Here is a 25,476-nt window from a genome sequence, read left to right as displayed (position 1 = left end):
AACCATCCGAGCGCGGCGGCGTGTCCCGGCGCATAAACAAGACGTTTTCAAGCAGTACCAGAGACTAGAGGATTCACAGCATGGCAAGCCTTTCCATCCGTGACGTGTACAAGACCTACCCGAACGGGGTGCCGGTTCTGAAGGGTGTCAACATCGACATCGAAGACGGTCAGTTCCTGATTCTGGTCGGCGGCTCGGGCTGCGGTAAGTCGACGCTGCTCAACATGATCGCCGGCCTCGAAACGGTGACCAAGGGCGAGATCCAGATCGACGGCAAGACGGTGAACAACCTGTCGCCGAAAGATCGCGATATCGCGATGGTGTTCCAGTCGTACGCGCTGTATCCGTCGATGACGGTGCGCGAGAACATCTCGTTCGGCCTGAATATCCGCAAGGTGCCGAAGCAGGAACAGACGCAGATTGTCGACCGCGTGTCGAACACGCTGCAGATCACGCATCTGCTGGATCGCAAACCGGGTCAACTGTCCGGCGGCCAGCGTCAGCGCGTGGCAATGGGCCGCGCATTGGCGCGCGATCCGGTGATGTTCCTGTTCGACGAACCGCTGTCGAACCTCGACGCCAAGCTGCGTATCGAGATGCGTTCGGAAATCAAGCTGCTGCATCAACGCCTCGGCACGACGATCGTCTACGTGACGCACGATCAGATCGAAGCGATGACGCTCGGCGACCGCATCGCCGTGATGAAAGACGGCATCGTCCAGCAGTTCGGCGCGCCGCAGGAGATTTACGACTCGCCGTCGAACCTGTTCGTGGCCGGCTTTATCGGCGCACCGCCGATGAACTTCATCCAGGGCAAGCTCGTCGAGCAGGGCGCGGGCGTGGGTCTCGAACTCGATACGGGCATTGCGCGCACGGCGCTGAATCTGCCGTTCGACTCGGCGAAGGTCAAGTCGCACGTGGGCCGTGAAGTGATTCTCGGCTTGCGTCCCGAGCGCATTACCGATGCTCGCGGCGCGCATGGCGATCACGCGAAGCTGCAACAGATCGAAGTGAAGGTCGACGTGATCGAGCCGACCGGGCCGGACACTTTGGTGTTCGCGCAGGTCAACGGCAAGCGCGTGGTGAGCCGCGTGCACCCGGCGTCGAATCCGCAGCCGTTGACGAATACGACGCTGCTGTTCGATACGTCGAAAGCGGTGTTGTTCGATCCGTCGAATGAAGAGCGCATCGCCTGATTTTTTGGTCTGATCGCTTGGCCTTGCCTCATTGAGAAAGCCCCTTGCGTCTCGCGACGCAAGGGGCTTTTCTTTTCTTCGCCTGGGCCGGCGGCGCCAGTCAGGCTTCCGGAATACGCAGGTCCGGATTGTTGCGTACGAGTTCCGTCACCCACTCGGTGAACGCGCGCAGCCGCGAGCTCAGATTGCGGCGATGCGCGTACAGGATCGACAGCGGCGTGCCGGGGCTCGTGTAGTCAGTCAGAATTTCCTTCAGCACGCCGCGCTCGATCAGATGCGCGACCATGAAGCGCGACGGCTGAATGATGCCGTGGCCGAGCTCGCCCGCGCGAATGTAGACCGAGCCGTCGTTGACCGCGAGCACGCTTTTCATCGCGACTTTCACGGTCTCGCCGTTGACTTCGTATTCGAACGGAAAGGTCTTGCCCGTACGCGCCGACACGTAGTTGACCGCGCGGTGCTCGCTCAATTGATCGAGCGTGCTCGGCGTGCCGTACTTCTCCAAATATGCGGGCGAAGCGCAGGTGACGATACGCGCATGGCCGATGCGCCTTGCGACGAGGCTCGATTCTTCCGGCGTGCCCATGCGGATCACGCAATCCACGGCGTCCTGAATCAGGTCGATGTTGCGGTCGGCGAGACCCAGACGCACGTCGATTTCAGGGTAGCGCCGGTAGAAGTCGTCGAGCGCGGGCAGCAGCAGCGCGCGAGCGAGCGTGCCCGACGTGTCGACGCGGATCGTACCGACCGGATTCTCACGCTTGTTCGACAGCGACGATTCCGCGTCGGCGACTTCCGCGAGGATGCGCACGCAGCGATCGTAAAACAGCGCGCCGTCTTCGGTGACGCTGACCTGGCGCGTCGAGCGGTTCAGGAGGCGCACGCCGACATGCTCTTCCAGCGCCTGAATCGTGCGGCTCACTTTCGCGCGCGGCAGGTCGAGCGATTCGGATACTTTCGTGAAGCTGTTCGCCTCGACCACACGCGTAAAGATCTCCATCGCTTCAAAACGGTCCATGTTTGGCCTTCTTATGTGTAATGAGCGGAAATTGGTTTCGACGTGAAGTGTATAGGCTCGGAATAATGTTGTCGCAAGGGGTTGGCGCGCGACTCCGCTGATCCGGCTCAGTCTCCGCTCGTTCCACGCTCGTCGCCGCTCAGTCCCGATCCGGTGCGCCGAGCGGGAACAGCGGGCGGTAGGGCCGGGCTTCGTCGACTGCGCGAGCGAAAGACGGACGCGCCAGCAAGCGCTCGCGATAGGCGCGCACATGGGCGAACGCCGGGTCGATCGCGTGGCTCCAGTCGGCGTAAAAGAGCGCCGGCGCCGCCGCGCAATCGGCGAGGCTGAAGGTGTCGCCCGCGGCCCATTCGCGCGCCGCCATTGTTTTGTCGAGCCACGCGTAGGCCGTATCGAGCATCGCGCGCGCTTCCGTCACGCCGCGCGCGTCGCGCTCGGCTTCGGAGCGCAGGCTGTCGAACACGATCTTCTGTTGCGGCGTCGAAATATAGTTGTCGAAGAAGCGGTCCATGCTGCGCACGTCGAGCGCCGCGCGGGCGTCGGCGGGCACGAGCGCCACCGGCCCCGGATAGTGCAGGCCGAGATATTCGATGATGATGCTCGCCTCCGTCACCGTGCGCTCGCCGTCGACCAGCACGGGAAATCGCCTGATCGGCCACAGTTCGGCGAATTCGGCCATGATTTGCGGGTCGTCATGCGCGAGCAGGCGGAATTCGAACGGCGTGCTGTTCTCGTACAGCGCGATGAGCGCCTTCTGGCAGTACGAGGAGAAAGGGTGTGCGTAGAGCTTGAGCTTCATCGTGATCGCCTTCGACAGTTGGACGGTTGTTACGGCCCCCCAGGGCCGTTCAGATCACGACGAGCGAGCGCGGCGCAAATCGACACGCCGCCGCCTATTGGAGCCATGCTGACGCCGCGCCAGAAACCGCTAATGCGGCAGGCGCACGTTGAAGCGGAACGTCGCGAGCCGCGCCAGCAGAATGAACCCCGTGGCGAACAGCACGCTATACACGGTGTCGAAATTCACGTAGTCCAGCAGCACATACAGCCAGCAGCCGACGAAAGCGCACGTCGCGTAAGGCCGCGAATCGCGCAGGATCAGCGGCACCTCGTTGCAGAGCACGTCGCGTATCACGCCGCCGAACACGCCCGTCGCCACGCCCATCATCACGGACGTGAACCAGGGCATTTGCGCGTCGTGCGCAATCGAAGTCCCCGCGATGCTGAAGAGGCCAAGGCCGATCGCATCGGCGACCAGCAGCACGCGCTCGGACAGCAGGCGCGAGGTCATCTTCAGCAAGGTCGGCGCGAACAGCGACATCACGAAGATCGCGATCAGATAGCCCTGATGCTCGACCCAGTAGAACGGCCGGCGCTCGAGCAGCACGTCGCGCAACGTGCCGCCGCCGAAGGCCGTGGCGATGGCGACGAGGAACGTGCCGACCGCGTCGAGGCGGCGCGTCCTCGCTTCGATGAAACCGGAAATCGCGTACGCAAAGATGGCCAGCGCCTCCATGAGGGAGAGCGCGAGTGTGAGTCTCGGATGGATCACTGCGGCTCCGTCAGCGGCCTGGCGTGAGCCGGCGCGGCGCCCGGCTGAAGCAGCACGACGACCGCGCCCGCGCCGCCGTCGTGCGGCCGCGCCTGGCAGAACGCGATCACTTCGTTCTTCTGCACGAGCCACGCGCGCACTTTGCCCTTGAGCACCGGTTCCTTGCCGATCGATCCCAGGCCTTTGCCGTGAATCACGCGCAGGCAGCGCAAGCCGCGCTTGACCGACTCGCGGATGAATTCCGCCAGCGCCTCGCGGGCTTCCTCGCGCCGCATGCCGTGCAGATCGATTTGCGCCTGCACGATCCAGTCGCCGCGCCGCAGTTTTCGCACGACTTCCTGGCTCACGCCGGGGCGGCAATAGGAGAGCGTCTCGTCGGTTTCGAGCAGCACCTCGGGATCGAATTCGTCGGAGATCGCTTCGTGCAGCACGGCTTCTTCATCGAGCAAAGTTTGCACGGGCAGCGGCGGCGGAGGATTGCGCGGCAACGATGCGCGCGGCGGCACGGCGAGCGGCGCGACTTCGCCGATCTCGCGGCGAAACAGATCGGCGTCCGCCGCGGCTTCGCGCCGCGCAGCCGTCGCGGCGGCGCGTTCGCGCTCGCGCTTTTGCGCGTCGACCTTCAACGCGTCGCGCAATGCGCCGAGGCCGGCTAAGCCCGCGGCCGGCTCGATCTTCGGCGTCGCGGCGGGCGCAGCCGGTTCGCGCGCGGGCGTTGCAGCCGGGGCGCGGACGCGCTTCGGCTCGTTCGGATGAGGGTGGTTCTTCGGCATGGCGGTAGTAGACGCGGATAACGATTCGGTCGCGCGGCGCCTCGCGCGATCCTGGTGCGGCTTCGAATAAAAAAGGCCGCCGGCTCATGAGCCGCGGCCTTTGATCCAGCGAGCGGCCGGGCAACGCCCAGCCGCTATTTTACCGTTGCGTTCGCACGAAGGCGCTGCCGATCAACGCTCGGCTTCCTGGCTCATCGCGTGCTCGCCGGCCATCTCGTTGATGGTTTCCAGATAGCGCTGCGCGTCGAGCGCGGCCATACAGCCGGTGCCTGCGCTCGTGATTGCCTGACGGTACACGTGGTCCTGCACGTCGCCGGCCGCGAACACGCCCGGCACGCTGGTGGCGGTGGCAAAGCCGTTCAGGCCGCCCTTCGTGATGATGTAGCCGTTCTTCATCTCCAGTTGGCCTTCGAAGATGTCCGTGTTCGGCTTGTGACCGATCGCGACGAACAGGCCCTGCAGCGCGATGTCCGTCGTCTCGCCGGTTTGCGTGTGCTTGATGCGCACGCCGGTCACGCCGGACTGGTCTCCCGTCACTTCGTCGAGCGTATGGTTCCACTTGATCTCGACCACGCCTTCCTTCTCTTTCGCGAGCAGGCGGTCGATCAGGATCGGCTCGGCGCGGAACTTGTCGCGGCGATGGATCACCGTGACCTTCTTCGCGATGCCCGACAGATAGAGCGCTTCTTCGACCGCGGTATTGCCGCCGCCGACCACGGCCACATGCTGCTGCTTGTAGAAGAAGCCGTCGCAGGTTGCGCAGGCCGACACGCCCTTGCCCATGAACGCTTCTTCCGACGGCAGGCCGAGATATTGCGCCGACGCGCCCGTCGAGATGATCAGCGAATCGCACGTGTATTCGCCCGAATCGCCGATCAGGCGGATCGGCTTTTCGTCGAGCTTCGCCGTGTGAATGTGGTCGAAGATGATTTCGGTATTGAAGCGCTCAGCGTGCTCCAGGAAGCGCGCCATCAGTTCCGGGCCTTGCACGCCGTTGGCGTCGGCGGGCCAGTTTTCGACGTCGGTCGTGGTCATCAACTGGCCGCCTTGCGCGAGGCCCGTGACGAGCACCGGCGCGAGGTTGGCGCGAGCCGCGTAGACCGCTGCCGTGTAGCCGGCAGGGCCGGAACCGAGAATCAGAACCTTGGCGTGTTTCGTGGAAGTTGCGGGCATGATCGAATCCTTTTACGGCGCGCTGCCCGCCCATGCGGGCAACGCGACTTGGCTGAAACTGTAGATGGGTATCAGTCGGGCATTATAAAGGGCGGGGCCGCGGGCTGCTCCATGAAGCTTTCCGATCGCGGCGATAGCCCGGCGCGGGGCCTAAGCGATCAGCGCGCGTGGCCGATCGGCCAGGTTACCGTCATTTACAGCCTCATGCGGGGCACTGCGTTTACAATAGGCCGGATCGAAGTTTCGGGTCTTTCGGGTCGACGGCGCCGGGCTCTCTGCCGCGCCGAACGGCTTCGACCCGAGGCCCGGCAATAGAATTGGCAACACGCATCGGCCACGCATCGGCCACACAAGCAACAGGATCAATGGCAAAAGCTCCTTATTCCGCGAGCGCGCAGGCATTACCGCACCGCATGTCGCGCCTCTTCACCGAAATCCGCTGGATTCTGCAGGTCGCGCTCGGCGTGTTCCTGCTGATGGCGCTCGTCAGCTACAGCCGCCGCGATCCGAGCTGGACGCACGCCGCGCAGGTCGATCACATCGCCAACTGGGCGGGCCGCGTGGGCGCGTGGACCTCGGACATTCTGCTGCTGCTGTTCGGCCTCTCCGCCTACTGGTGGATCGTGCTGCTCGGCCGGCACATTTCCGCGAACTACAAGCGCATTACCCGTCAGGACGAACCGGACGAAGACGCGCCGCGCGATACGACCTGGCTCGCGGACGCCTTCGCGTTCATGCTCGTGCTGCTCGCCTGCGACGGCATCGAGGCGCTGCGCATGTGGTCGCTCAAGGTTCAACTCCCGCGCGCGCCGGGCGGCGTGATCGGCGAGGCGGTCGCGCGCGGCGTGTCGCACGCGCTGGGCTTCACGGGCGGCACGCTCGCGCTGTTGATCGTGCTGGGCATCGGCTTGTCGCTGTATTTCCGTTTCTCGTGGCTGTCGGTGTCGGAGAAAGTCGGCGAATCGATTATCTCCGCCGTGACCTTCGCGAAGCTGCGCCGCGAGGCCGGGCGCGACCGCAAGCTGGGCGAAGCCGCCGCGGTCAAGCGCGAGGGCAAGGTCGAGAAGGGGCGAGTGCGCATCGAGGAACATGAGCCGGTCGTGATCGTGCCGCCGGTCGTCACGCCGGCCAAATCCGAGCGCGTCGAGAAAGAACGGCAGGTGCCGCTTTTCACCGATCTGCCGGGCGATTCCACGTTGCCGCCCATTTCGCTGCTCGATCCCGCGCCCGCCGCGCAGGAAACCATTTCGGCCGATACGCTCGAATTCACTTCGCGTCTGATCGAGAAAAAGCTCAAGGACTTCGGCGTCGAAGTGAGCGTGGTCGCCGCCTATCCGGGCCCGGTCGTCACGCGTTACGAGATCGAGCCGGCCACCGGCGTGAAGGGCAGCCAGATCGTGAATCTGGCGAAAGACCTCGCGCGTTCGCTGTCGCTCGTGTCGATCCGCGTGGTCGAAACGATTCCGGGCAAGAATTTCATGGCGCTCGAGTTGCCGAACCAGCGCCGCCAGACTGTGAGCCTGTCCGAGATTCTCGGCTCGGCGGTTTATGCGGATGCGGCGTCGCCGCTCACCATGGGTCTCGGCAAGGACATCGGCGGCAAGCCTGTTTGCGCGGACCTCGCAAAAATGCCGCACTTGCTGGTGGCCGGCACGACCGGTTCGGGCAAGTCGGTCGGTATCAACGCGATGATTTTGTCGCTGCTCTACAAGGCGAGCGCCGACCAGGTCCGCATGATCCTGATCGATCCGAAGATGCTCGAAATGAGCGTCTACGAAGGCATTCCGCATCTGCTGTGTCCGGTCGTGACGGACATGCGCCAGGCCGGCCACGCGCTCAACTGGGCGGTCGCCGAAATGGAGCGGCGCTACAAGCTGATGAGCAAGCTCGGCGTGCGTAACCTCGCCGGCTACAACAACAAGATCGACGAAGCGGCGAAGCGTGACGAGAAGCTGCCGAACCCGTTCAGCCTCACGCCGGACGAGCCGGAACCGCTCACGCGTCTGCCCAACATCGTCGTCGTGATCGACGAACTCGCGGACCTGATGATGGTGGTCGGCAAGAAGGTCGAGGAACTGATCGCGCGAATCGCGCAGAAGGCGCGCGCGGCCGGCATCCATCTGATTCTCGCCACGCAGCGTCCGTCGGTCGACGTGATCACCGGCCTCATCAAGGCTAACGTGCCGACGCGCATGGCGTTCCAGGTGTCGTCGAAAATCGACTCGCGCACGATTCTCGACCAGCAGGGCGCGGAATCGCTGCTCGGCATGGGCGACATGCTTTATCTGCCGCCCGGCAGCGGCTTGCCGGTGCGGGTGCACGGCGCGTTCGTGTCGGACGACGAAGTGCATCGCGTTGTCGACAAGCTCAAGGAGCAGGGCGAGCCGAACTATATCGAGGGCATTCTCGAAGGCGGCGTGACGGGCGAGGGCGACGAAGGCTCGGCGGGCGCCGGAGGAAGCGGATCGGGCGACGGCGAGTCGGACCCGCTTTACGATCAGGCGGTGGACGTCGTGCTGAAGAACAAGCGCGCGTCGATCTCGCTGGTGCAGCGGCATTTGCGCATCGGCTATAACCGCGCGGCGCGCCTGCTCGAGCAGATGGAAAACTCCGGCGTGGTGTCGGCGATGTCGTCGAACGGCAATCGCGAGATTCTTGCGCCGGCGCGCGAGGCGGAGTGAGGCCAAGTGAAGCTGATTAAGGCGTGCTGCGGTGAGGCGTTGGGTTTTTGTCGGCTGCCTTTACCGCTCTGTCTTTTTCGCTTTCTTCGCCGCTTGTTCACCGCTTGTTCACCGCTTGTAACGTTCGTTTCCAAAGGTTCGCTCCTAAGACTCGCTTAAGGCTGCCTGCCTAAGCTTCGCGCAAAACCGCAGTCTTGCGCGGCAACACCGCTCATGACGATGCGCCGCCAACACCGCGGCCGCTCAACGAATTCAGATCAAGGGAGAAAAACATATGCAGCTATTCGCACAGCAGCATGCACAATCCGGCCGCGTCGGCCGCTTTGCGCATTTGGCTCGCGCGCTTGCGCGCACTGCGGGCACGGTGGCGATCGGCGCATCCGTGCTGGTCGCTTCGCAGGCGTTCGCGAGCGGCACCGAACAGTTGAAGGCGTTCGTCTCGCAGGTTCACTCGGCGCGCGGCACCTTCGTCCAGCAGGAAGTGCGCGCGCCGGGCAAGGCGCAAGGGGCGAGCGGCGGGAGTGGCGGGAGTGGTGCTAGCGGCGTGCTCTCCACCACGGGCGGCAGCAAGAACAGCACGTCGAGTGGAACATTCACGTTCGCGCGTCCGGGCAAGTTCATCTGGCAATACGAAAAGCCCTACGCGCAACTGCTGCAAGCGGACGGCGACAAGCTTTACGTCTACGACAAAGACCTGAACCAGGTGACAGTGCGGAGCCTGGGCGGCGCGCTCGGCGCGAGCCCGGCGGCGATCCTGTTCGGCAGCAACGATCTCGACAAGAACTTCACGCTGCGCGATGCGGGCGTGAAGGCCGGCATCGACTGGCTCGAACTCACGCCGAAAGCAAAGGACACGCAATTCCAGCGCGTGGGCATCGGCTTCAAGGACGGCAATCTGCAAGCTATGGAATTGCACGATGTGTTCGGCAACGTGACCTTGCTGACGTTCTCGAACATCCAGAAGAATCCGCCGCTGCCTGCTGACGCGTTCAAGTTCACCGTGCCGAAGGGCGCGGACGTGATCAACGGCTAAATTGCCGCTGCACGTTCAAGCTGCACGTTCAATGTTGACGAAGAAAGCCGCGCTGAATGCGTGGCTTTTTTTATCGCCGATGCAAAACGGGCCGCGCTATTTTTCGGCTTCGATTGCATGCGCGGCCTTCATGTCCTCGAGAAACGCTTCGACAATATCCGTTCGATGCTGCCGTGCGCGCGTGACCATATGAAACGCGACGCGGTAGCGCATGACGGCCGGATTCAGCGCGGCGAGCAGTCCTTGCTCGACGAACGGCGCCGCGAAATGTCCCGGTAAATAGCCGAGGTGATGCCCCGAAAGCACGAGCATCGCGACCGCTTCCATGTTGTCGGCGACGGCGGTGACGTTGCGCCCGGCCGTCGAGCTTTCAGCCTCCGGCAACGGATAGCTGCGCCACGCCCATTCATGCGCGGCGGCCTGCGCGGGCGTGACTTCACCGGCGCGAGCAAAGAGCGGATGCTCTTTCGCGCAGTAGGCGAACTGGTCTTCGGCGAAGACTTCGGTGTATTCGAGCGACGGCACGCGATGCCAGAAATAGCCGATGCCGATCTGAATCCGCCCATTGAGCAGCAACTCTTCGAGCTCGCCAGGCGAGCGCACGAGAATCGAAAACCGCACCGATTGATCGCGCGAACGAAAGCGGCCAATCGCCTCGCTGATGCGCGCGCTGGCCGATACCGGCGTGTGCCCGATCATGCCGATGTCGAGCGTGCCGACCAGCTTGCGGCCGACGTTGCGCGCCTGCATGCCGAAGCTGTCGACGGCATCGAGCAGCGCGCGAGCGGCATCGACGAATTGCGCGCCGCGCGCGCTCAGGCGAAAGCCGCTGCGGCCGCGTTCGCATAGCCGGTAGCCGAGGCGCGTTTCGAGCGTGGCCAGTTGCGTGCTGATGGTCGACTGACCGACGTTGAGCGTGGCTTGCGCCGGCGAGACGCCGCCCGCATCGACGATCGCGAGAAAGACGCGGATGAGCCGCAGGTCGAGGTCGGTGAGTTGGGAGAACATGCGTCAGGATACATCGCTCGGGATCAATGCGAAGGTTTTTGAGCAGCTATTGGACGTTCACCCGAACTGCTCAAGAATGTAAGTTCGCCCGGCATGAATAGCTTCTGGCTGCTTGCCAGATGCCTGCTCCGCGCCGGTTTCGCCGATTCCCGCCCGCCGGGACTTTTCATTGCCGAGCCACGATGAATACTTCCTCCTTCATTTCTCCCGAAGCCGGCGAGCGGCCGCAGCCGCTGTCCGGTAACGCGATGCCGCGCTGCGGCGGAATCGCGACGATGATGCGCCTGCCGAACGTCGGCTCGGCGGCGGGATTCGACGCCTGCTTCGTCGGCGTGCCGTTCGATCTCGGCACGTCCAACCGAACGGGCGCGCGTTTCGGGCCGCGCCAGATCCGCAGCGAATCCGTGCTGCTGCGCCCGTACAACATGGCAACGCGCGCCGCGCCGTTCGACTCGCTGCGAGTCGCCGATCTCGGCGACGTCGCGATCAATCCGTACAACCTGCACGACTCGATCGCGCGGATCGAAACCGCTTACGACGAGGTCCTTCAGCACGATTGCAAGCCGATCACGCTCGGCGGCGATCACACGATCGCGTTGCCGATCCTGCGCGCGATCCATCGCAAGCACGGCAAGGTCGGGCTGATTCACGTCGATGCTCACGCCGACGTCAACGACACGATGATGGGCGAGAAAATCGCGCACGGCACGCCGTTTCGCCGCGCGGTGGAAGAGGGCCTGCTCGATTGCGAGCGCGTCGTGCAGATCGGTCTGCGCGGCACCGGTTACGCGGCGGAAGATTTCGACTGGTGCCGCGATCAGGGCTTCGAGGTCGTGCAGGCCGAAGCGTGCTGGAACCAGTCGCTTGCGCCGCTGATGGCGCGCGTGCGCGAACGCATGGGCGACGGTCCGGTGTACATCACGTTCGACATCGACGGGATCGATCCGGCCTTTGCACCCGGCACCGGCACGCCTGAAATCGCGGGGCTGACGGTGCCGCAGGCGCTCGAAATCATTCGCGGCGCACACGGCCTGAATATCGTCGGTTGCGATCTTGTGGAGGTGGCGCCGCCGTATGATCCGTTCGGCACCACGGCGCTGCTCGGGGCGAACCTCGCGTTCGAGTTGCTGTGCGTGCTGCCGGGCGTCGAATACCGGACTGCCGCGGCTCGGTGAATCCGTTCGCCACGTAGCTCTTGCGACACGCCGTCAGCAACGAAAAGGCCTGCATTTGCGGGCCTTTTCTGCATTTAGAAGTGCAGCGAGCGCTTACGCGTAAGCAGTCTTGCGCGTCGACACGAACGCGAGATAACACACCGCGCCGATCGCCAGCGACGGCAACGTCGCGCCGAGGTTCGGCAGCCACTGGTTGATCGCCTGATAGGAGGCAATGCCGATCGCCCACGCGATGAACGCGCTCAGATGCCAGCCGCCCGAAAACCCGTAGCGGCCGCGCACGTCGGCGAGCACGGCGGCTTCGATGCGGCGCTTGCGCACGATGAAGTGATCGACCAGCACCACGCCGAAGAGCGGCGCGAACACCGAGCCGATCAGCAACAGGAAGTTCTGGTATTTCGCCATCGGCACGAGCAGCGCGATCAACGTGCAAAGCGCGCCGAACGCGGCCGAGAGCATCGGCACGCTGCCGCGCGCCCAGAACGTGCCGGTCGACACGGCGGCCGAATGAATGTCGGCGAATGCGTTGTCCACTTCGTCGATCAGGATCAGCAACAGCGCAAGGCCGCCGCCGGCTTGCGCGAGTGCGCTTGTGAGCAGCGCGTCGCCGCCGCCCGCGGCGAGACCGTAGATCGCGCCCAGCGCATAGAACCATATGTTCGCGATGCCGTAGCCGAGCAGCGTGCCGCGAAACGTGTCGCCGGCGCGGCGGCCAAAGCGCGTGTAATCGGCGATCAGCGGCAGCCATGAGAGCGGCATCGCGACCACCAGATCGATGGCGCCGCCGAACGGCATTTCGCCCGTGCCGGGGCGGCGCATCATCGCGCTCAAGTCGTGCTGAGCGAGCAGATTCCATGTGAGCCACGCCGCGCCCGCGAGCAGCAGCCAGATGCCCCACGTGCGCAAAAAGCGCCGCACGAACGACAGCGGCCCGCTGATCGCAAGCAGCGTCGCGAGCAAGCCGAACACGACGGTCCAGACGAGCGGCATCGAGAAACCGAACGCCTGCTTCGCGAGGGCGTCGGCGGAATCGCGCATCACGATCACTTCGAACGCGCCCCAGCCGACCAGTTGCACCGCGTTCAGCACTGCGGGCACCGACGCGCCGCGCACACCGAGCGTCGGACGCAGCGACGACATCGCGGCGAGCCCCGTGTCGGTGCCGATCACGCCCGCGAGCGCGAGGAGCACCACGCCGATCGCGCTGCCGATCACGATGGCGAGCAGCGCGTGCGGCAGCGACAAGCCCGGCACAAGCAGCGCGCCGGCTTGCGCGACCAGCAGGCCGATGCCGAGTGAGAACCAGAGCGCGAAGGCGTCGCCGGTGCGGAATGCGCGGCGCGCGTCGGGCACCGGCGTAAGCGGTGCGTAGGTGGAACCGGCGTCGCCGGTGAGCGGGTCTTGTGCCATCGGGTGTTGTCCGTGAGTGTGTGTCTGTTGCTTTGGTTTGCCTGCGCGTTCGCGCTCGTGTTCGCATTCGGTAGACGACACGCCGCGCTCGCCGACGCGCCGTCACTGTCATAATGCAGGACGTTGCCCGCGCGTTTCTCGTGCAGGCTTTGCGCTTGTCCGGCAGCACGCCGCCTTCCGACCATCGCAGATACCGTCGCGCGAACCGCGTCCGGAAAAGCCGAGATTATCCCCAAAACGTCATGTTCGAAGAAACCCGTGCCAATGTCCCGCTCGCCGAACGCCTGCGGCCTCGCAATATCGACGAAGTGATCGGTCAGAAGCATCTGCTCGGTCCGAACAAGCCGCTGCGGGTCGCATTCGAATCCGGCGAAGCGCATTCGATGATCCTATGGGGCCCGCCGGGCGTCGGCAAGACCACGCTTGCGCGGCTCATGGCGGACGCGTTTCACGCGCAGTTCATCGCGCTGTCGGCGGTGCTTTCGGGCGTGAAGGACATTCGCGAGGCCGTCGAGACGGCGCAGATTCATCGCGCGAACGGGCATCAGACGCTGGTGTTCGTCGACGAGGTGCATCGCTTTAACAAGAGTCAGCAAGACGCGTTCTTGCCGCATGTCGAGTCGGGGCTGTTCGTGTTTGTCGGCGCGACGACCGAGAATCCGTCGTTCGAGGTGAACAGCGCGTTGCTGTCGCGCGCCGCGGTCTATGTGCTCAAGAGTCTCGACGAGGACGAGTTGCGCGAACTGCTCGAGCGGGCGCAGCGCGAACTCGGCGGCCTCACGTTCACCGACGAAGCGCGCGACGCGCTGATCGGTTCCGCCGACGGCGACGGCCGCAAGCTGTTGAACAACCTCGAAATCGTCGCGCGCGCCGCTGCGCAGCAGAAGACGACGGAGATTGACGGCGCGTTGCTCGGCAGCGCGCTCGCCGAAAATTTGCGCCGCTTCGACAAGGGCGGCGACGCGTTTTACGACCAGATCAGCGCGCTGCATAAATCGGTGCGCGGCAGCAGTCCGGACGGCGCGCTCTACTGGTTCTGCCGGATGCTCGACGGCGGCGCGGACCCGCGTTATCTGGCGCGGCGCATCGTGCGCATGGCGTGGGAGGACATCGGTCTGGCCGACCCGCGCGCCGCGCGCATCGCGCTCGACGCCGCCGAAACCTACGAGCGCCTGGGCACGCCCGAGGGCGAGCTTGCGCTTGCGCAGGCCATCATCTATCTGGCGGTCGCGCCGAAGTCGAACGCGGGCTACAACGCGTATAACGAGGCGCGGCGCTTCGTCAGCAAGGACAAGTCGCGCGGCGTGCCCGTGCATCTGCGCAATGCGCCGACCAAGCTGATGAAGGAACTCGGCTACGGCCACGAGTATCGCTACGCGCACGACGAGCCGGATGCCTATGCGGCCGGAGAGACCTATCTGCCCGAGAACATGCGCGATCCGCACTGGTACACGCCGACGCCGCGCGGTCTGGAAGGCAAGATCGGCGACAAGATGGCGCGTCTTGCCGAACTCGACGCGCAATGGCGCAGCGAGAACAAGCCGAAGAAGGGCTGAGAGTCTCCGGCGCGGCGCGCCGGTGCGCTAAAATCCCACCTTCATACAACGAATACCCGCCCCATCCCATGCTCGACATCCAGTTGCTGCGCAAAGACCTCGACGGCGTCGCGAAACGCCTCGCCGACCGCGGCTATAGCCTCGACGTCGCGGCGTTCACCGCGCTCGAAGCGGAACGCCGCGATACCCAGACCCGCACCGAAGAAATGCAGGCGCGCCGCAACAGCCTGTCCAAGCAGATCGGCGCGATGAAAGGGCGGGGCGAGGACACGTCGGCGGTGATGGCGGAAGTCGGCGGCATCGGCGACGAGATGAAGGCGTCGGCGGCAAAGCTGGACGATATTCAGAAGCGGCTGTCGGATCTTCTGCTCGGCGTGCCGAATCTTCCGCATGAGAGCGTGCCCGTTGGCCGCGACGAAGCGGATAACGTCGAAGTGCGCCGCTGGGGCACGCCGCGTCAGTTCGATTTCGAAGTGAAGGATCACGTGGATGTGGGCGCGCCGCTCGGCCTCGATTTCGAGACCGGGGCGAAGCTCTCGGGCGCGCGCTTCACGATGCTGCGTGGGCAGATAGCGCGGCTGCATCGCGCGCTTGCGCAGTTCATGATCGACACGCATACGCAGCAGCACGGTTATACGGAGATTTACACGCCGTACATCGTGAATCCGGAGATTCTGTACGGCACCGGCCAATTGCCCAAATTCGCGGACGACATGTTCCGCGTCGAGAAGGGCGGCGGCGAAAACACGGTCACGCAATATCTGATTTCGACGTCGGAAATTTCGCTGACGAACACGGTGCGCGACAGCATCGTCGAAGGTAATGCGCTGCCGATCAAGCTGACTGCGCATTCGCCGTGCTTCCGTTCGGAAGCGGGCTCGTATGGGCGCGATACGCGCGGCATGATTCGTCAGCATCAGTTCGACAAGGTGGAGATGGTGCAGATCGTGGCGCCGGAAACGTCTTATGACGCGCTGGAACAGATGGTCGGGCACGCTGAGACGATTCTGCAGAAGCTCGAGCTGCCGTATCGCGTGATCACGCTGTGCACAGGCGACATGGGCTTTTCGGCCACCAAGACTTACGACCTCGAGGTGTGGTTGCCGGCGCAAAACACCTATCGCGAGATCTCGAGCTGCTCGAACACCGAGTCGTTCCAGGCTCGCCGGATGCAGGCGCGTTATCGGAACGCGCAGGGCAAGCCGGAACTCGTGCATACGTTGAACGGCTCGGGGCTCGCGGTCGGCCGCACGCTCGTGGCGGTGCTGGAGAATTTCCAGAACGCCGACGGCTCGGTGACGGTGCCGGCTGCACTGCGGCCGTACCTGGGCGGCGTGGAGCGGCTGGAAGTGCCGGCCGCTTGAGTCGTGTTGTACGATTCACGTACGTCCCTCTGAAATTTTTTCGGCGAGGGACTTGGAAATCCAGATTCACTGTTCTATAATCTTTCTCTCCCAAGCAGCGACCCGCTTGGATCTGACAAAACCGCGCCAGCTTCATACGGCAGCGGCTAGTTGGAAAACCCGGAAAGGTGGCAGAGTGGTCGAATGCGCCGGACTCGAAATCCGGTGTACCTTTAGGGGTACCGTGAGTTCGAATCTCACCCTTTCCGCCAGATTTAGAAAACAGGCCCTTCGGGGCCTGTTTTCGTTTGTATTGCCCAAGTGCTAAGTCTCTTGATTGAGTTGCATCTCATGGCCGAGAAAAAACGTATTACAGAGCTGTATGGCGTTCAGTTGGCGCCGCGAGTGATGGTGCGTCCGAAGGCTTCGGTGAGCGTGGCCACAGAAAGAGAGAAGTCGGACGTACTGCGTTCCGCACGCCTGGTAATCTCCGAGCACCGTGAGGTCTTGATAGCGCTAAAGGATTGGTGAGTGCTCCATGTCGACTACGAAATCTTCGCTTCGTATCTAAGCACAGTGTGGAGCCTGTCCCATCCTTCCTCTGAGTACGTCGAACGATAGCGCGGCGATCACGTCCGCGCGCTACGCAACAAGCGAGCGAAGAGTTTCTCGGCACTCTTCGAGTGCTCACCAGGCGTTGCCCGTTTAATCCCCCACGCTCGCGATACAAACGCCCGCACCCCCCATTCCCCCGACCCCTCCGCGATCCTCTGTACAATTGGCCGTTCGATTGAATATCGACCTACCTTCGAACCCATCGACCGAATTCATGGCCATTACCTACAAGACTCCCGAAGACATCGCCAGGCTGCGTATTTCAGGCCGCCTCGCGGCCGACGTGCTGGCCATGATCGGCGAGCACGTGAAGGCCGGTGTCTCCACCGACGAGCTGGACGCACTGTGCAACGACTACATCGTCAATACGCAAAAGTCGATTCCGGCGAACGTCGGCTATCTGGGTTTTCCGAAGACGGTGTGCACGTCCGTGAATCAGGCGGTCTGCCACGGCATTCCGAACCGCAACGAAGTGCTCAAGGACGGCGACATCATCAACATCGACGTCGCGATCATCAAGGACGGCTACTTCGGCGACACGAGCCGCATGTATTGCGTCGGCGAGCCAAGCACGGTCGCGCGTCAACTGATCGACACGACGTATGAAGCGATGCTCGCGGGCATCCGCGAAGTGAAGCCGGGCGCGACGCTCGGCGACATCGGCCATGCGATTCAGAAGGTCGCGCAGCGCGACGGCTTTTCGATCGTGCGCGACTATTGCGGCCACGGCATCGGCAAGGTCTATCACGAGGACCCGCAGATTCTGCATTACGGTCAGCCGGGGCAGGGCGTGCGTCTGAAGCCCGGCATGGTCTTCACCATCGAGCCGATGATCAACGCAGGCCGCGCCGGCACCACCGTCTTGCGCGACGGCTGGACCGTGGTCACGAAAGACCGCTCGCTGTCGGCGCAATGGGAACACATGATCGCCGTCACCGACGACGGCTACGAACTCCTCACGCCCTGGCCGGACGGCACCGGCAGCTACGAGGCGCCTTAGCCCGAAACGCTTCCATCGCGAGTGGGTCGAGCTCACAGACACCGGGCGCGGCAAATGCTGAGAACTCGATGCGCGCTTTGCCAGAACCGGCTCACGCGATAAGATCCCCCGGCAAAGAATGATTTGACTCGCGCGCCGGTTCGGTTAAAGCTACGCCTTAAGGCTTCAAGGGGTTTTCGTCTGCATGAGTCCGTCATTGACCGTTCGCCGTATCGCCGCTGATCAGGGCGCTGTTTTTCGCGAACTCCGTACTGCGTCGCTGCGAGAGGCGCCTTATGCCTTCGGCGCGACGCTAGAGGACGCCTTGTCCGCGGACGCCGCCAGCTTTGACGTCATCGCCGCGAAGCACGCGGTTTCTCTTACCGTCAGCACTTTTATTCTCTATACCGAGGGTCATCCGGCGGGACTCATCGAGGCGCATTTCGAAGAGACTCCCGAGCGCCGCGCATTCGTTTGCGAGTTGTGGGTGGCGCCGGCGGTTCGTCATCTGCGTGGCGGAGAGTTGCTGGTCGACACCGCTAGCGGCTGGCTCGCCAACGAAGGCGCCGCCGAAATTTACGCATGGGTCGCCGACTCGAATCGCACCGCCATGCGCTTTTACGAAGCGCTCGGTTTCGGACCGACCGGCGAACATCGGCGCGTCACGCGCGCGCCGGAACAGGTCGAAAGCCTGCTGGTTCGCCACGTGCCGTCCACGTCACCCGCAGTTGACTCGTGATCCGCCGAGCGGCGCAGCAGTTTGCCGCCCGTTCCGGATCCCTTGCGCGGTTCTGTTGTGCGTTTCCGTTGCGCGTTCTGTTGCTTCCCTGCTCGCATCCGCAGCCGTATCTCCACAGATGTCCTGCCTCGCCCGTTCTTGCGCGGCGCGGCGTGATCGTTTCTGCTCGCGCAACATGCACAACACGCGCATAGCGCCGCGCGCGCGGGCAAAAAATCTCGCCGCACGCGTGGACGCCTGTAAAATACGCAAAATTTTTTGCCGAACGCTATGTCGCCCAAGAAATCGCCCTTTTTCGAACTTCGCAGCGGTTCCGTCGACACGCTCCTCTTTGTGGTCAAGACAACCGACCTCGATGCCATGCGTGCCGAGCTGACCCGGCGCTTCGAGGCGACCCCCGAATTTTTCGCTAACGACGTCGTCGCGATCGACGTGCGCCGTCTCGCGGAAAACGAGCGCGTGCCGCTCGCCGAGATCGCGCAACTGCTCGACAGCGTGCGCATGCGTCCGGTCGGCGTGGTCGCTGACACGCAGCAGTCGTGGGCGACGGAATCGGCGTTGCCGCTCCTCGAAGCGCGCGACCGCCGCGGCGCGGCCGCGAAGCCCGCTGACGAAGAATCGGCGAGCACGTCCACGGCGGATTCGGGCGAAGCCGCGAACGGCGCAGCAAGCACGGTAAACGCAGCAAGCGCAGCAAGCACGGCAGCCACGAACGCAGCATCGGGCGCGACGGCAAGCGCATCGCTCGAACCTGCGCCCGCCGCCGAGCCGGTGCGTCTTGCCACGTCTTCGCAAACGATGGTGGTCGAAAAGCCGCTGCGTTCCGGCCAGCGCATCTACGCAAAGGGCGATCTCGTGGTGCTCGGGCTGGTCAGCTACGGCGCGGAAGTCATCGCGGAAGGCAATATCCATATCTATGCGCCGTTGCGCGGCCGCGCGCTTGCCGGCGTGCAGGGCAACCACGACGCGCGCATTTTCTGTACGTGTCTCGAACCGGAACTGATCTCGATCGCGGGCATCTATCGAACGACAGAGAACCCGCTGCCGGCCGATGTACTCGGCAAACCGGTGCAGATCTGGCTCGAAGAAGAAAAGTTGATGATCGAACCATTGCGGCTCACTTGAACGCGGAAAGCACGCTGTGAATCGCGCCGTCCTGGAGCTTTGCGGCGCGCGGCGTTCTGCTCGAAATATGGCCGCACATAATTGACGAATTTGACGAACACAAGGTAAGGGTAATGGCAAAAATCATTGTGGTGACATCGGGCAAGGGTGGCGTGGGCAAGACGACCACGAGCGCGAGTTTTGCATCGGCCCTCGCGTTGCGGGGCAGCAAGACCGCCGTGATCGACTTCGACGTCGGCCTGCGCAATCTCGATCTCATCATGGGCTGCGAGCGCCGCGTCGTGTACGACCTGATCAACGTGATTCAGGGCGAAGCGAATCTGAACCAGGCGCTGATCAAGGACAAGAAGTGCGAGAACCTCTTTATCCTGCCGGCTTCGCAGACGCGTGACAAAGACGCGCTGACCATGGAAGGCGTCGAGAAGGTCATCAACGATCTGATCGCGATGGACTTCGAGTTCATCGTGTGCGACTCGCCGGCCGGTATCGAATCGGGCGCGCTGCTCGCCATGCATTTCGCCGACGAAGCGCTGATCGTGACGAACCCGGAAGTGTCGTCGGTGCGTGACTCGGACCGCATCCTCGGCATTCTGTCGTCGAAAACCAAGCGTGCAATTGAAGGCAAGGAGCCGATCAAGGAGCATCTCCTCATCACGCGCTACAACCCGAAGCGTGTGAGCGAAGGCGAGATGCTGTCGTTGACGGACATCCAGGAAATCTTGCGTATTGACCTGATCGGCGTGATTCCGGAATCGGAAGCGGTGCTGCACGCGTCGAACCAGGGCCTGCCGGCCGTGCACCTCGACGGCACCGACGTGGCGGAAGCCTACAAAGACGTCGTATCGCGTTTTCTCGGCGAGCAGAAATCGCTTCGCTTTACCGATTACCAGAAGCCCGGGCTGCTGCAGCGCCTCTTCGGCACCAAGTAAGGGGAGCGCACGTTATGTCGATTCTTTCGTTTTTGCTGGGCGAGAAGAAGAAATCCGCGTCGGTAGCGAAGGAACGCCTGCAGTTGATCATCGCGCACGAGCGCGCCGGCGGTCATGCTCCCGCCGATTATCTGCCTGCGTTGCAACGCGAACTGGTGGCCGTGATTTCGAAGTACGTGAGGATCTCGGATGACGACATCCGCGTGAGCCTCGAGCGTCAGGACGACCTCGAGGTGCTCGAGGTCAAGATCGAGATCCCGCAGACCTGACGGGTTTGCAGGAACTGGCGCGCGGCTCGCGCGCCATCCGGCCGATATTCACAAGGCAGAGCGGCGCCGGTCGATGCGGCGCCTGCTGATCCATCTGATCGACCTGATCGACTGACGCAGCCGATCAGTTGTACGTGAAGTTGACCGTTGCGGTTGTCGTCACGGAGCCGGCCGTCAAAGTACCGAGCCGGTAGAACTGCGCGACGAACGGAACCGTCATCGTATTGGTGTTGTCGACCGTGCCGAGCGAACTCGTACTGTTGAGCGTGACGGGCGTACCCGTCGTCGCGCCCACGCTGGCCGCCTTCAGAATCTGCACGCCCACCTGCGTGGCAGTACCGGTGTTCTGCAACACGCTCGCAACCGTATCTATCGTTCCCGCTACCGACATCGTCACCGCCGTGCCCGGCGAGCAATTCACGAGATTCAGAGTGAATGCGGTCGGGTTGCCGGTGCTTCCGATCGCCGGAAAATTCATGATCGGCGCGCTGCCCAGACTGATGGTCTGATTGGCCGTCGAGCTATCCACGGTGCAGGACGGCTGCGTGATCAGACCGGTGAACTTCAGGTTCGCGTCCGCCGCGAGGGCGGACCCGGCGGACCCCGCGCCCATCGCGGCGATCACGGCGGAAGCGGCCAGGAGCATCAAAATCTTTCGCATGGTCGGGTTGTTCAATTTGAGGATGGAAGGGGCCGCTGCGTCGTTTGGCAAATGCGGCCCTGCGGGGCGTCGAGTCGCTGCAAAACGTGCAATGAGCCGGACCGTTGCATAGGTCCGGTTCGTTGCGTCGGCGTTGCCGCGCCTGTCTGCCTGCGGAATCACTGATATTGCATGGTCACGGTCATTGACGTATTGGCCGGACCAGGCGTAACCGTGGCGCTCGTCTGGTAGTAACGTGCGGCCAGCGGAATCGTATAACTGCCGCCCGTGCTCGAGCTATAGCCGCTGAACGTCTGCAGACTGCTGAGCGGGAACGCGGCCGAGCCGGCGCTGTTGAGCAGTTGCACGCCGACGCCTGTGGCCGACGAAGTGCTGTCGAGCGCCACCACCGACTGCGAACTGTTCAGCACGGTCGTCGTCGGATCGATCCGGTATTTGATCGAATTCATGCCGGCGGGGCAGTTGTTCAGACTGATGCTGAAGTTGGCGGTAGTGGTCGTTCGGCCGATCGCAGTGAAGCCTGTCGTGGGAAACGTGCCGAGCGGTATGGAGACGTCGGGAGTCGTGCACGAGGCGTTTATTATCTGGACTGGGGGCGTCGTGAACGACACAGTGTAAGCCGGGTAAGTGACAGCAGCGGTACGGGCGCTGGCCGCGTAGGTTGCGCCGGGTAAAGCTTGGGCGATCGTTAGCCCGGATAACATGCCGGCGCTTGGCTGGCCGGTCTTGACAAGCGCGACTTGCACCTGCGCGCCGACGTTGGTGCTGGTTCCTACAGAGCAGCCGGCACCGTAGTAGGAGCCGTTGTTTTGCCCAATGTCTCCCTCGTAATAGTAGCCACCACAAGACGATTCACCATCGGAGAACCCGATAATCATGCCGATGCCGGGATAGCCCGTCGAATAAACCGTGTACGTCTGTCCTTGATAGCTTGTGGTAGTACCCGTCGAACTAAGCATGGGTTTGCCGAAGGTACCCCACCACTGTCCAGAGACAAATGTACAGGACCACATGCCGATGTAATTGCCGCTACTTACCGTCCAGCCGGTAATGACAGTACCTACCGGCGTATCGCGAGGCACAGTAACTGCCGAAGGAAGATTAATCGGATACGTGGTGCCGCTAACGCCGGAACACGAGTCGGCCCTGGCTTGCGGGGACGCGATCAGCCAAAAGACCGCTACAAGGCAAAGCGTCAGTAACTGCCTAAGCCCGGACCGATCCGTAGAAAGTCTGCAATTGTTCATGGAAGTAGCCTTCAAAATTGTGTCGCTGTGCATCGCGCAGACGACGTTGCTCTGTTGCGACCTTCAACCCGGCGCGGCGCTTTTCTTCGCTGCAGCATTGGACTGAAGGTCCCAGGCGATCGCGTAGCGCCTGGCAAAGGGACGAACGGGCGAAAGGGACCCCCGAGCGCAGGTCGCTGATTTACTGGCAGACGCTTTCCGAGAACACCGTTGCCGCCGGCTTGTCTCTTTGCGCGACGGGCAGTCCGTAGCTGATCTTGCACGACTGTCCAACGCCCTGGCCCCACTTGACGAGCAACTCGCCTGTGACTGCCTTCGTGTAGAACATCGCGCGGCTACCCTGCGTAACGGTGCCGACGTTGTTGCCCTTGTCGTCGAGCACGTCGGCGCCGAACGGCACCGGATCGCCGCTCGGACGGCGGAGGCGCAGCAACGTCGCCTGGCCGCGATTCTCGGTGTCGAACTTCACGCGCACGACGGCACCCGCTGTCGGCGCAAAGTGCTGTTCGGTGCTCTTCAGATCGACGCCCATCGGCAGGCCCTTGGTGTCGATCTCGACCGTGTTCAGCGAGTACGGCTGCATGCCGGCCACGACAGCGAGTCCGTTGTCATCGACGCGCACGCCTGGCGCGGTGGCAACACGCGCGCCCACGGCGTCCTTCGCTTCGATGACCGCGAGTATGTCGCCGGTCTGCGGCGAGAGCACCACGCCGCCCGGATAGGCGACGATCGTGCCGGAGAGTCCTGCGCCGGCCTGCGTGTAGCCGCCCGAATAACCGGCGTTGCCGCGCACCTGCGCGTACCGGCTCAGATAGCCCGCATTCGCGTTGATGCTGCCGCCGTTGCCGCTCGACGAGTCGTAGCCCGTCGAGACGCCGTAATTGAACTCGTTGTCGACGCCGGCTGCGCCCGTGAACGCTTCCTGAATCTGATTGCTGTTGTCGCGCGAGTCGTGGGCGAAGCTCGTCGTCGTGTTGGCGACTTTCGAACCGATGTCGAGCGGAATGTTGAGGTTCAGCATCACGCGGTTGTTCCAGCGCGTGGTGTTGATGTCGAGTTCCCGCGACGCCGACACACCCACTCCGACGCGGCCGACGTTCGTGTTGTAGCCAACCTGGAACGACGTATCGCGATTCGGCTTGTTCCAGTAGTTCTGCGTGTAGCCGGAAGCGTAGACGGAGCCCCAGGACTTCAGGTTCTGGTTCAGCGTGAGCTGAAGCCGTCCTTTTTGGATGCCGCCGTTCGTATTCGGGATGCCGCGCAGCGCCAGGTCGCGCAGATTCATCGCGTCCTGCACATCCAGGAAGCCGCTGGTCGAGTAGCGATAAGCGGCGAGCGTGACGCTCGTGTCCGTAGGCGCGATGACGCGCGAATACGAAATCCGCAAACTTTGTCCGTTGCGGCCCGGAATGTTCTTGAAGTTCGAGTTGGCCTGCGTCAGGTCGGCCGCGAACGCGCCAATCGGCGTGTCCAGCGCAGCGCCGACGGCGCCGGAAATGTAATTCTCGGCGACGATCGTCCCGCCATACAACGTGACGAAATTGTTCAGGCCATGCTGCACGCCGGCCTGGAACACGACCGGATGGTTCCGCAGACTCGTGTTGCGGTACTGTCCGAGCGCCGCGCTATAGCGCCAGCGACCCTCGCGCAGCGCGTTCACCGGCGCCGCATACGGAACCGCCGACGCATGCTGGCTGCCATCGGCTTCGGTCACGACAACCTGAAGGTCGCCGCCATAGCCAGTGGGATAAAGATCGTTGATCTCGAACGGCCCCGGCGCGACCGTGGTCGTGTAGATGATGTTGCCATTCTGCTTGACCTCGACCTTCGCATTGCTGTTCGCGATGCCACGCACGGTCGGCGCATAGCCGCGCTGCGACTCGGGATACATGCGGTCGTCGGTGGCGAGCTGGACGCCGCGCACACCGAAGCTGTCGAAGATCGTACCGTCGGTGTACGAATCGCCGATCGTCAACTGGCTCTTGATGGGTTCGAACGAGCGTTGCAAGTACGTCTGCATGCTTTGCAGATGCGTGCCCGACATGTTGCCGCTCGTGACGTTGCCGTTATAACGGAAGCGCCATGCGCCCACGTTCACGCCCGCGTTGATGCCCAGGTAGCCCTGCGTGGTCGACAGGCCGCTGCCGTTCGTGTGATACAGGTTGGCGTTGTACTGGAGCGTTGCGGCCGGCACGCCGTCGTCCCAGAACTTGGGGTCGACCCAGCCGCGTGCGTTGCGGCTCATCATGGCCTGCGGAATGGTCACGTCGAGGCGCTGCTCGCCCGCGTCGAAACTCGCCGTCGCTTGCGGGATTAGGTCCGGCAGCAGCGCCGCGGCGCCTTGATTCGCTGCGCTGTCGAGCTTGGCGCGTGCAGCGTCGGTGAGACGCGTCAGGTCCACGCCCGCGCGCGTAAGCAGGTCGCGGTCGAACGTCGGCTGGACGTTGCGTTTCTGGCCGTTCAGTTCACGCAGGTTGACGTCGGCTACGCCAATCCAGACACCGTTCACATAGAGCGCCGCCCGGTAGTGTCCCGGCAACGCGACGTTGCCCTGGTCGAACCGCGAAATATCGACGTTCGCCGCGCCGCTGCCGGTCAGGAACTGCGAGTTGAACTCGACGGCCTGGGGCGCGGCGGCGGAAGTGGAAGTGGAGGCGGTGATCTCGCTGGGCGCGAGCCGCGAGGCCATCGCCGCATGCGCGGTGTTGACGGCTCCGCTATCGAGCGAAGCGGGGTGACGGCCCGCCTCCACGCCCGGCGATGCTCCGGCTTGCGCGACTTTGACGGCGCCCGCTGCGGCATCCGTGGAGTCCGGCGCGGGCGTCATCGTCGCGTCGGGCAGCGATTGCGGCGTGCGCCCGGCTTCCGCGGGAAGCAGGGGCGCCAGCGACGGAGGGGTCTTTCCGTTTGACAGGCCATCGGCATGCGCGTGCGCGGCGGTGAATGCCAGCAGCACGGCCATGCTGGCCCGGCTCAAGGATAACGGTTCGGCCT

The 25,476-nt window shown here is 63.5% G+C and carries 21 protein-coding genes and 1 tRNA gene; 12 read left to right on the top strand and 10 right to left on the bottom strand.

The window, feature by feature from the left end; translation table 11 throughout:
• Positions 1-80: 80 nt before the first annotated feature.
• On the top strand, positions 81-1,196 hold the full coding sequence (locus BGRAMDRAFT_RS09550; protein WP_006048507.1) for an ABC transporter ATP-binding protein: 1,116 nt from the start codon (positions 81-83) through the stop codon (positions 1,194-1,196).
• A 100-nt stretch (positions 1,197-1,296) separates the two neighbouring features.
• Here the strand turns inward: BGRAMDRAFT_RS09550 and BGRAMDRAFT_RS09545 are convergent, their stop codons facing one another.
• The 5 genes from BGRAMDRAFT_RS09545 to trxB form a co-directional block, all read right to left on the bottom strand.
• Positions 1,297-2,214: a LysR family transcriptional regulator gene (locus BGRAMDRAFT_RS09545; RefSeq protein WP_006048506.1), complete on the bottom strand. Its 918-nt coding sequence runs from the start codon at positions 2,212-2,214 to the stop codon at positions 1,297-1,299.
• Positions 2,215-2,353: 139 nt separating this feature from the next.
• Complete coding sequence (locus BGRAMDRAFT_RS09540; RefSeq protein ID WP_006048505.1) at positions 2,354-3,013, bottom strand: glutathione S-transferase family protein; 660 nt, start codon at positions 3,011-3,013, stop codon at positions 2,354-2,356.
• Positions 3,014-3,142: 129 nt separating this feature from the next.
• Complete coding sequence (locus BGRAMDRAFT_RS09535; RefSeq protein ID WP_029971883.1) at positions 3,143-3,763, bottom strand: trimeric intracellular cation channel family protein; 621 nt, start codon at positions 3,761-3,763, stop codon at positions 3,143-3,145.
• Positions 3,763-4,539 carry a Smr/MutS family protein gene (locus BGRAMDRAFT_RS09530; protein ID WP_006048503.1) on the bottom strand — a complete coding sequence of 259 codons (777 nt, stop codon included), beginning with the start codon at positions 4,537-4,539 and terminating at the stop codon, positions 3,763-3,765. The genes BGRAMDRAFT_RS09535 and BGRAMDRAFT_RS09530 overlap by 1 nt, the downstream gene beginning before the upstream one ends.
• Positions 4,540-4,710: 171 nt before the next feature.
• The gene (gene trxB / locus BGRAMDRAFT_RS09525) at positions 4,711-5,712 is read right to left on the bottom strand and encodes a thioredoxin-disulfide reductase (RefSeq protein WP_006048502.1); all 1,002 of its coding nucleotides are present in this window, start codon (positions 5,710-5,712) and stop codon (positions 4,711-4,713) included.
• 365 nt (positions 5,713-6,077) lie between these two features.
• Here trxB and BGRAMDRAFT_RS09520 point away from each other — a divergent pair, with 365 nt between their 5' ends.
• Together BGRAMDRAFT_RS09520 and lolA are read left to right on the top strand one after the other, a co-directional pair.
• On the top strand, positions 6,078-8,393 hold the full coding sequence (locus BGRAMDRAFT_RS09520; protein ID WP_044020686.1) for a DNA translocase FtsK: 2,316 nt from the start codon (positions 6,078-6,080) through the stop codon (positions 8,391-8,393).
• Between the two features lie 274 nt (positions 8,394-8,667).
• The gene (lolA, locus tag BGRAMDRAFT_RS09515; RefSeq protein ID WP_006048499.1) at positions 8,668-9,426 is read left to right on the top strand and encodes an outer membrane lipoprotein chaperone LolA; all 759 of its coding nucleotides are present in this window, start codon (positions 8,668-8,670) and stop codon (positions 9,424-9,426) included.
• Between the two features lie 96 nt (positions 9,427-9,522).
• Here lolA and BGRAMDRAFT_RS09510 read toward each other — a convergent pair whose 3' ends face one another.
• Positions 9,523-10,434 carry a LysR family transcriptional regulator gene (locus tag BGRAMDRAFT_RS09510; protein ID WP_006048498.1) on the bottom strand — a complete coding sequence of 304 codons (912 nt, stop codon included), beginning with the start codon at positions 10,432-10,434 and terminating at the stop codon, positions 9,523-9,525.
• A 182-nt stretch (positions 10,435-10,616) separates the two neighbouring features.
• Here BGRAMDRAFT_RS09510 and speB point away from each other — a divergent pair, with 182 nt between their 5' ends.
• Positions 10,617-11,609: an agmatinase gene (gene speB, locus BGRAMDRAFT_RS09505; protein ID WP_006048497.1), complete on the top strand. Its 993-nt coding sequence runs from the start codon at positions 10,617-10,619 to the stop codon at positions 11,607-11,609.
• 93 nt (positions 11,610-11,702) lie between these two features.
• Here the strand turns inward: speB and cytX are convergent, their stop codons facing one another.
• Positions 11,703-13,019 carry a putative hydroxymethylpyrimidine transporter CytX gene (gene cytX / locus BGRAMDRAFT_RS09500; RefSeq protein WP_006048496.1) on the bottom strand — a complete coding sequence of 439 codons (1,317 nt, stop codon included), beginning with the start codon at positions 13,017-13,019 and terminating at the stop codon, positions 11,703-11,705.
• Between the two features lie 242 nt (positions 13,020-13,261).
• On the opposite strand from cytX, the gene BGRAMDRAFT_RS09495 reads away from it, so the two are divergent.
• From BGRAMDRAFT_RS09495 to minE, 8 genes are all read left to right on the top strand, one after another.
• Complete coding sequence (locus BGRAMDRAFT_RS09495) at positions 13,262-14,575, top strand: replication-associated recombination protein A (protein WP_029971889.1); 1,314 nt, start codon at positions 13,262-13,264, stop codon at positions 14,573-14,575.
• A gap of 68 nt (positions 14,576-14,643) precedes the next feature.
• Positions 14,644-15,939, top strand: a complete 1,296-nt coding sequence (serS, locus tag BGRAMDRAFT_RS09490; RefSeq protein WP_006048494.1) for a serine--tRNA ligase — start codon at positions 14,644-14,646, stop codon at positions 15,937-15,939.
• A 161-nt stretch (positions 15,940-16,100) separates the two neighbouring features.
• Positions 16,101-16,190: transfer RNA gene (locus tag BGRAMDRAFT_RS09485), tRNA-Ser, on the top strand.
• A 557-nt stretch (positions 16,191-16,747) separates the two neighbouring features.
• Positions 16,748-17,533: a type I methionyl aminopeptidase gene (map, locus tag BGRAMDRAFT_RS09475; RefSeq protein ID WP_006048493.1), complete on the top strand. Its 786-nt coding sequence runs from the start codon at positions 16,748-16,750 to the stop codon at positions 17,531-17,533.
• A gap of 184 nt (positions 17,534-17,717) precedes the next feature.
• Positions 17,718-18,251 (top strand): GNAT family N-acetyltransferase, encoded by a 534-nt coding sequence (locus tag BGRAMDRAFT_RS09470; RefSeq protein ID WP_006048492.1) that lies wholly within the window; start codon positions 17,718-17,720, stop codon positions 18,249-18,251.
• Positions 18,252-18,521: 270 nt separating this feature from the next.
• A complete protein-coding gene (minC, locus tag BGRAMDRAFT_RS09465) occupies positions 18,522-19,376 on the top strand; it encodes a septum site-determining protein MinC (protein ID WP_006048491.1) in 855 nt (284 codons plus the stop codon).
• 113 nt (positions 19,377-19,489) lie between these two features.
• Positions 19,490-20,305: a septum site-determining protein MinD gene (gene minD, locus BGRAMDRAFT_RS09460; RefSeq protein WP_006048490.1), complete on the top strand. Its 816-nt coding sequence runs from the start codon at positions 19,490-19,492 to the stop codon at positions 20,303-20,305.
• Positions 20,306-20,319: 14 nt separating this feature from the next.
• Positions 20,320-20,574, top strand: a complete 255-nt coding sequence (gene minE, locus BGRAMDRAFT_RS09455; RefSeq protein ID WP_006048489.1) for a cell division topological specificity factor MinE — start codon at positions 20,320-20,322, stop codon at positions 20,572-20,574.
• 124 nt (positions 20,575-20,698) lie between these two features.
• Here minE and BGRAMDRAFT_RS09450 read toward each other — a convergent pair whose 3' ends face one another.
• From BGRAMDRAFT_RS09450 to BGRAMDRAFT_RS09435, 3 genes are all read right to left on the bottom strand, one after another.
• A complete protein-coding gene (locus BGRAMDRAFT_RS09450; RefSeq protein WP_157140599.1) occupies positions 20,699-21,235 on the bottom strand; it encodes a fimbrial protein in 537 nt (178 codons plus the stop codon).
• A gap of 158 nt (positions 21,236-21,393) precedes the next feature.
• A complete protein-coding gene (locus tag BGRAMDRAFT_RS34955) occupies positions 21,394-22,482 on the bottom strand; it encodes a fimbrial protein (RefSeq protein ID WP_006048487.1) in 1,089 nt (362 codons plus the stop codon).
• 181 nt (positions 22,483-22,663) lie between these two features.
• On the bottom strand, positions 22,664-25,459 hold the full coding sequence (locus BGRAMDRAFT_RS09435) for a fimbria/pilus outer membrane usher protein (protein ID WP_232292244.1): 2,796 nt from the start codon (positions 25,457-25,459) through the stop codon (positions 22,664-22,666).
• Positions 25,460-25,476 lie beyond the last annotated feature (17 nt).

Origin of the sequence: Paraburkholderia graminis C4D1M, from assembly GCF_000172415.1 — a bacterium.
Taxonomy (GTDB): domain Bacteria; phylum Pseudomonadota; class Gammaproteobacteria; order Burkholderiales; family Burkholderiaceae; genus Paraburkholderia; species Paraburkholderia graminis.
This window is presented reverse-complemented; position numbering and strand designations above follow the sequence as displayed.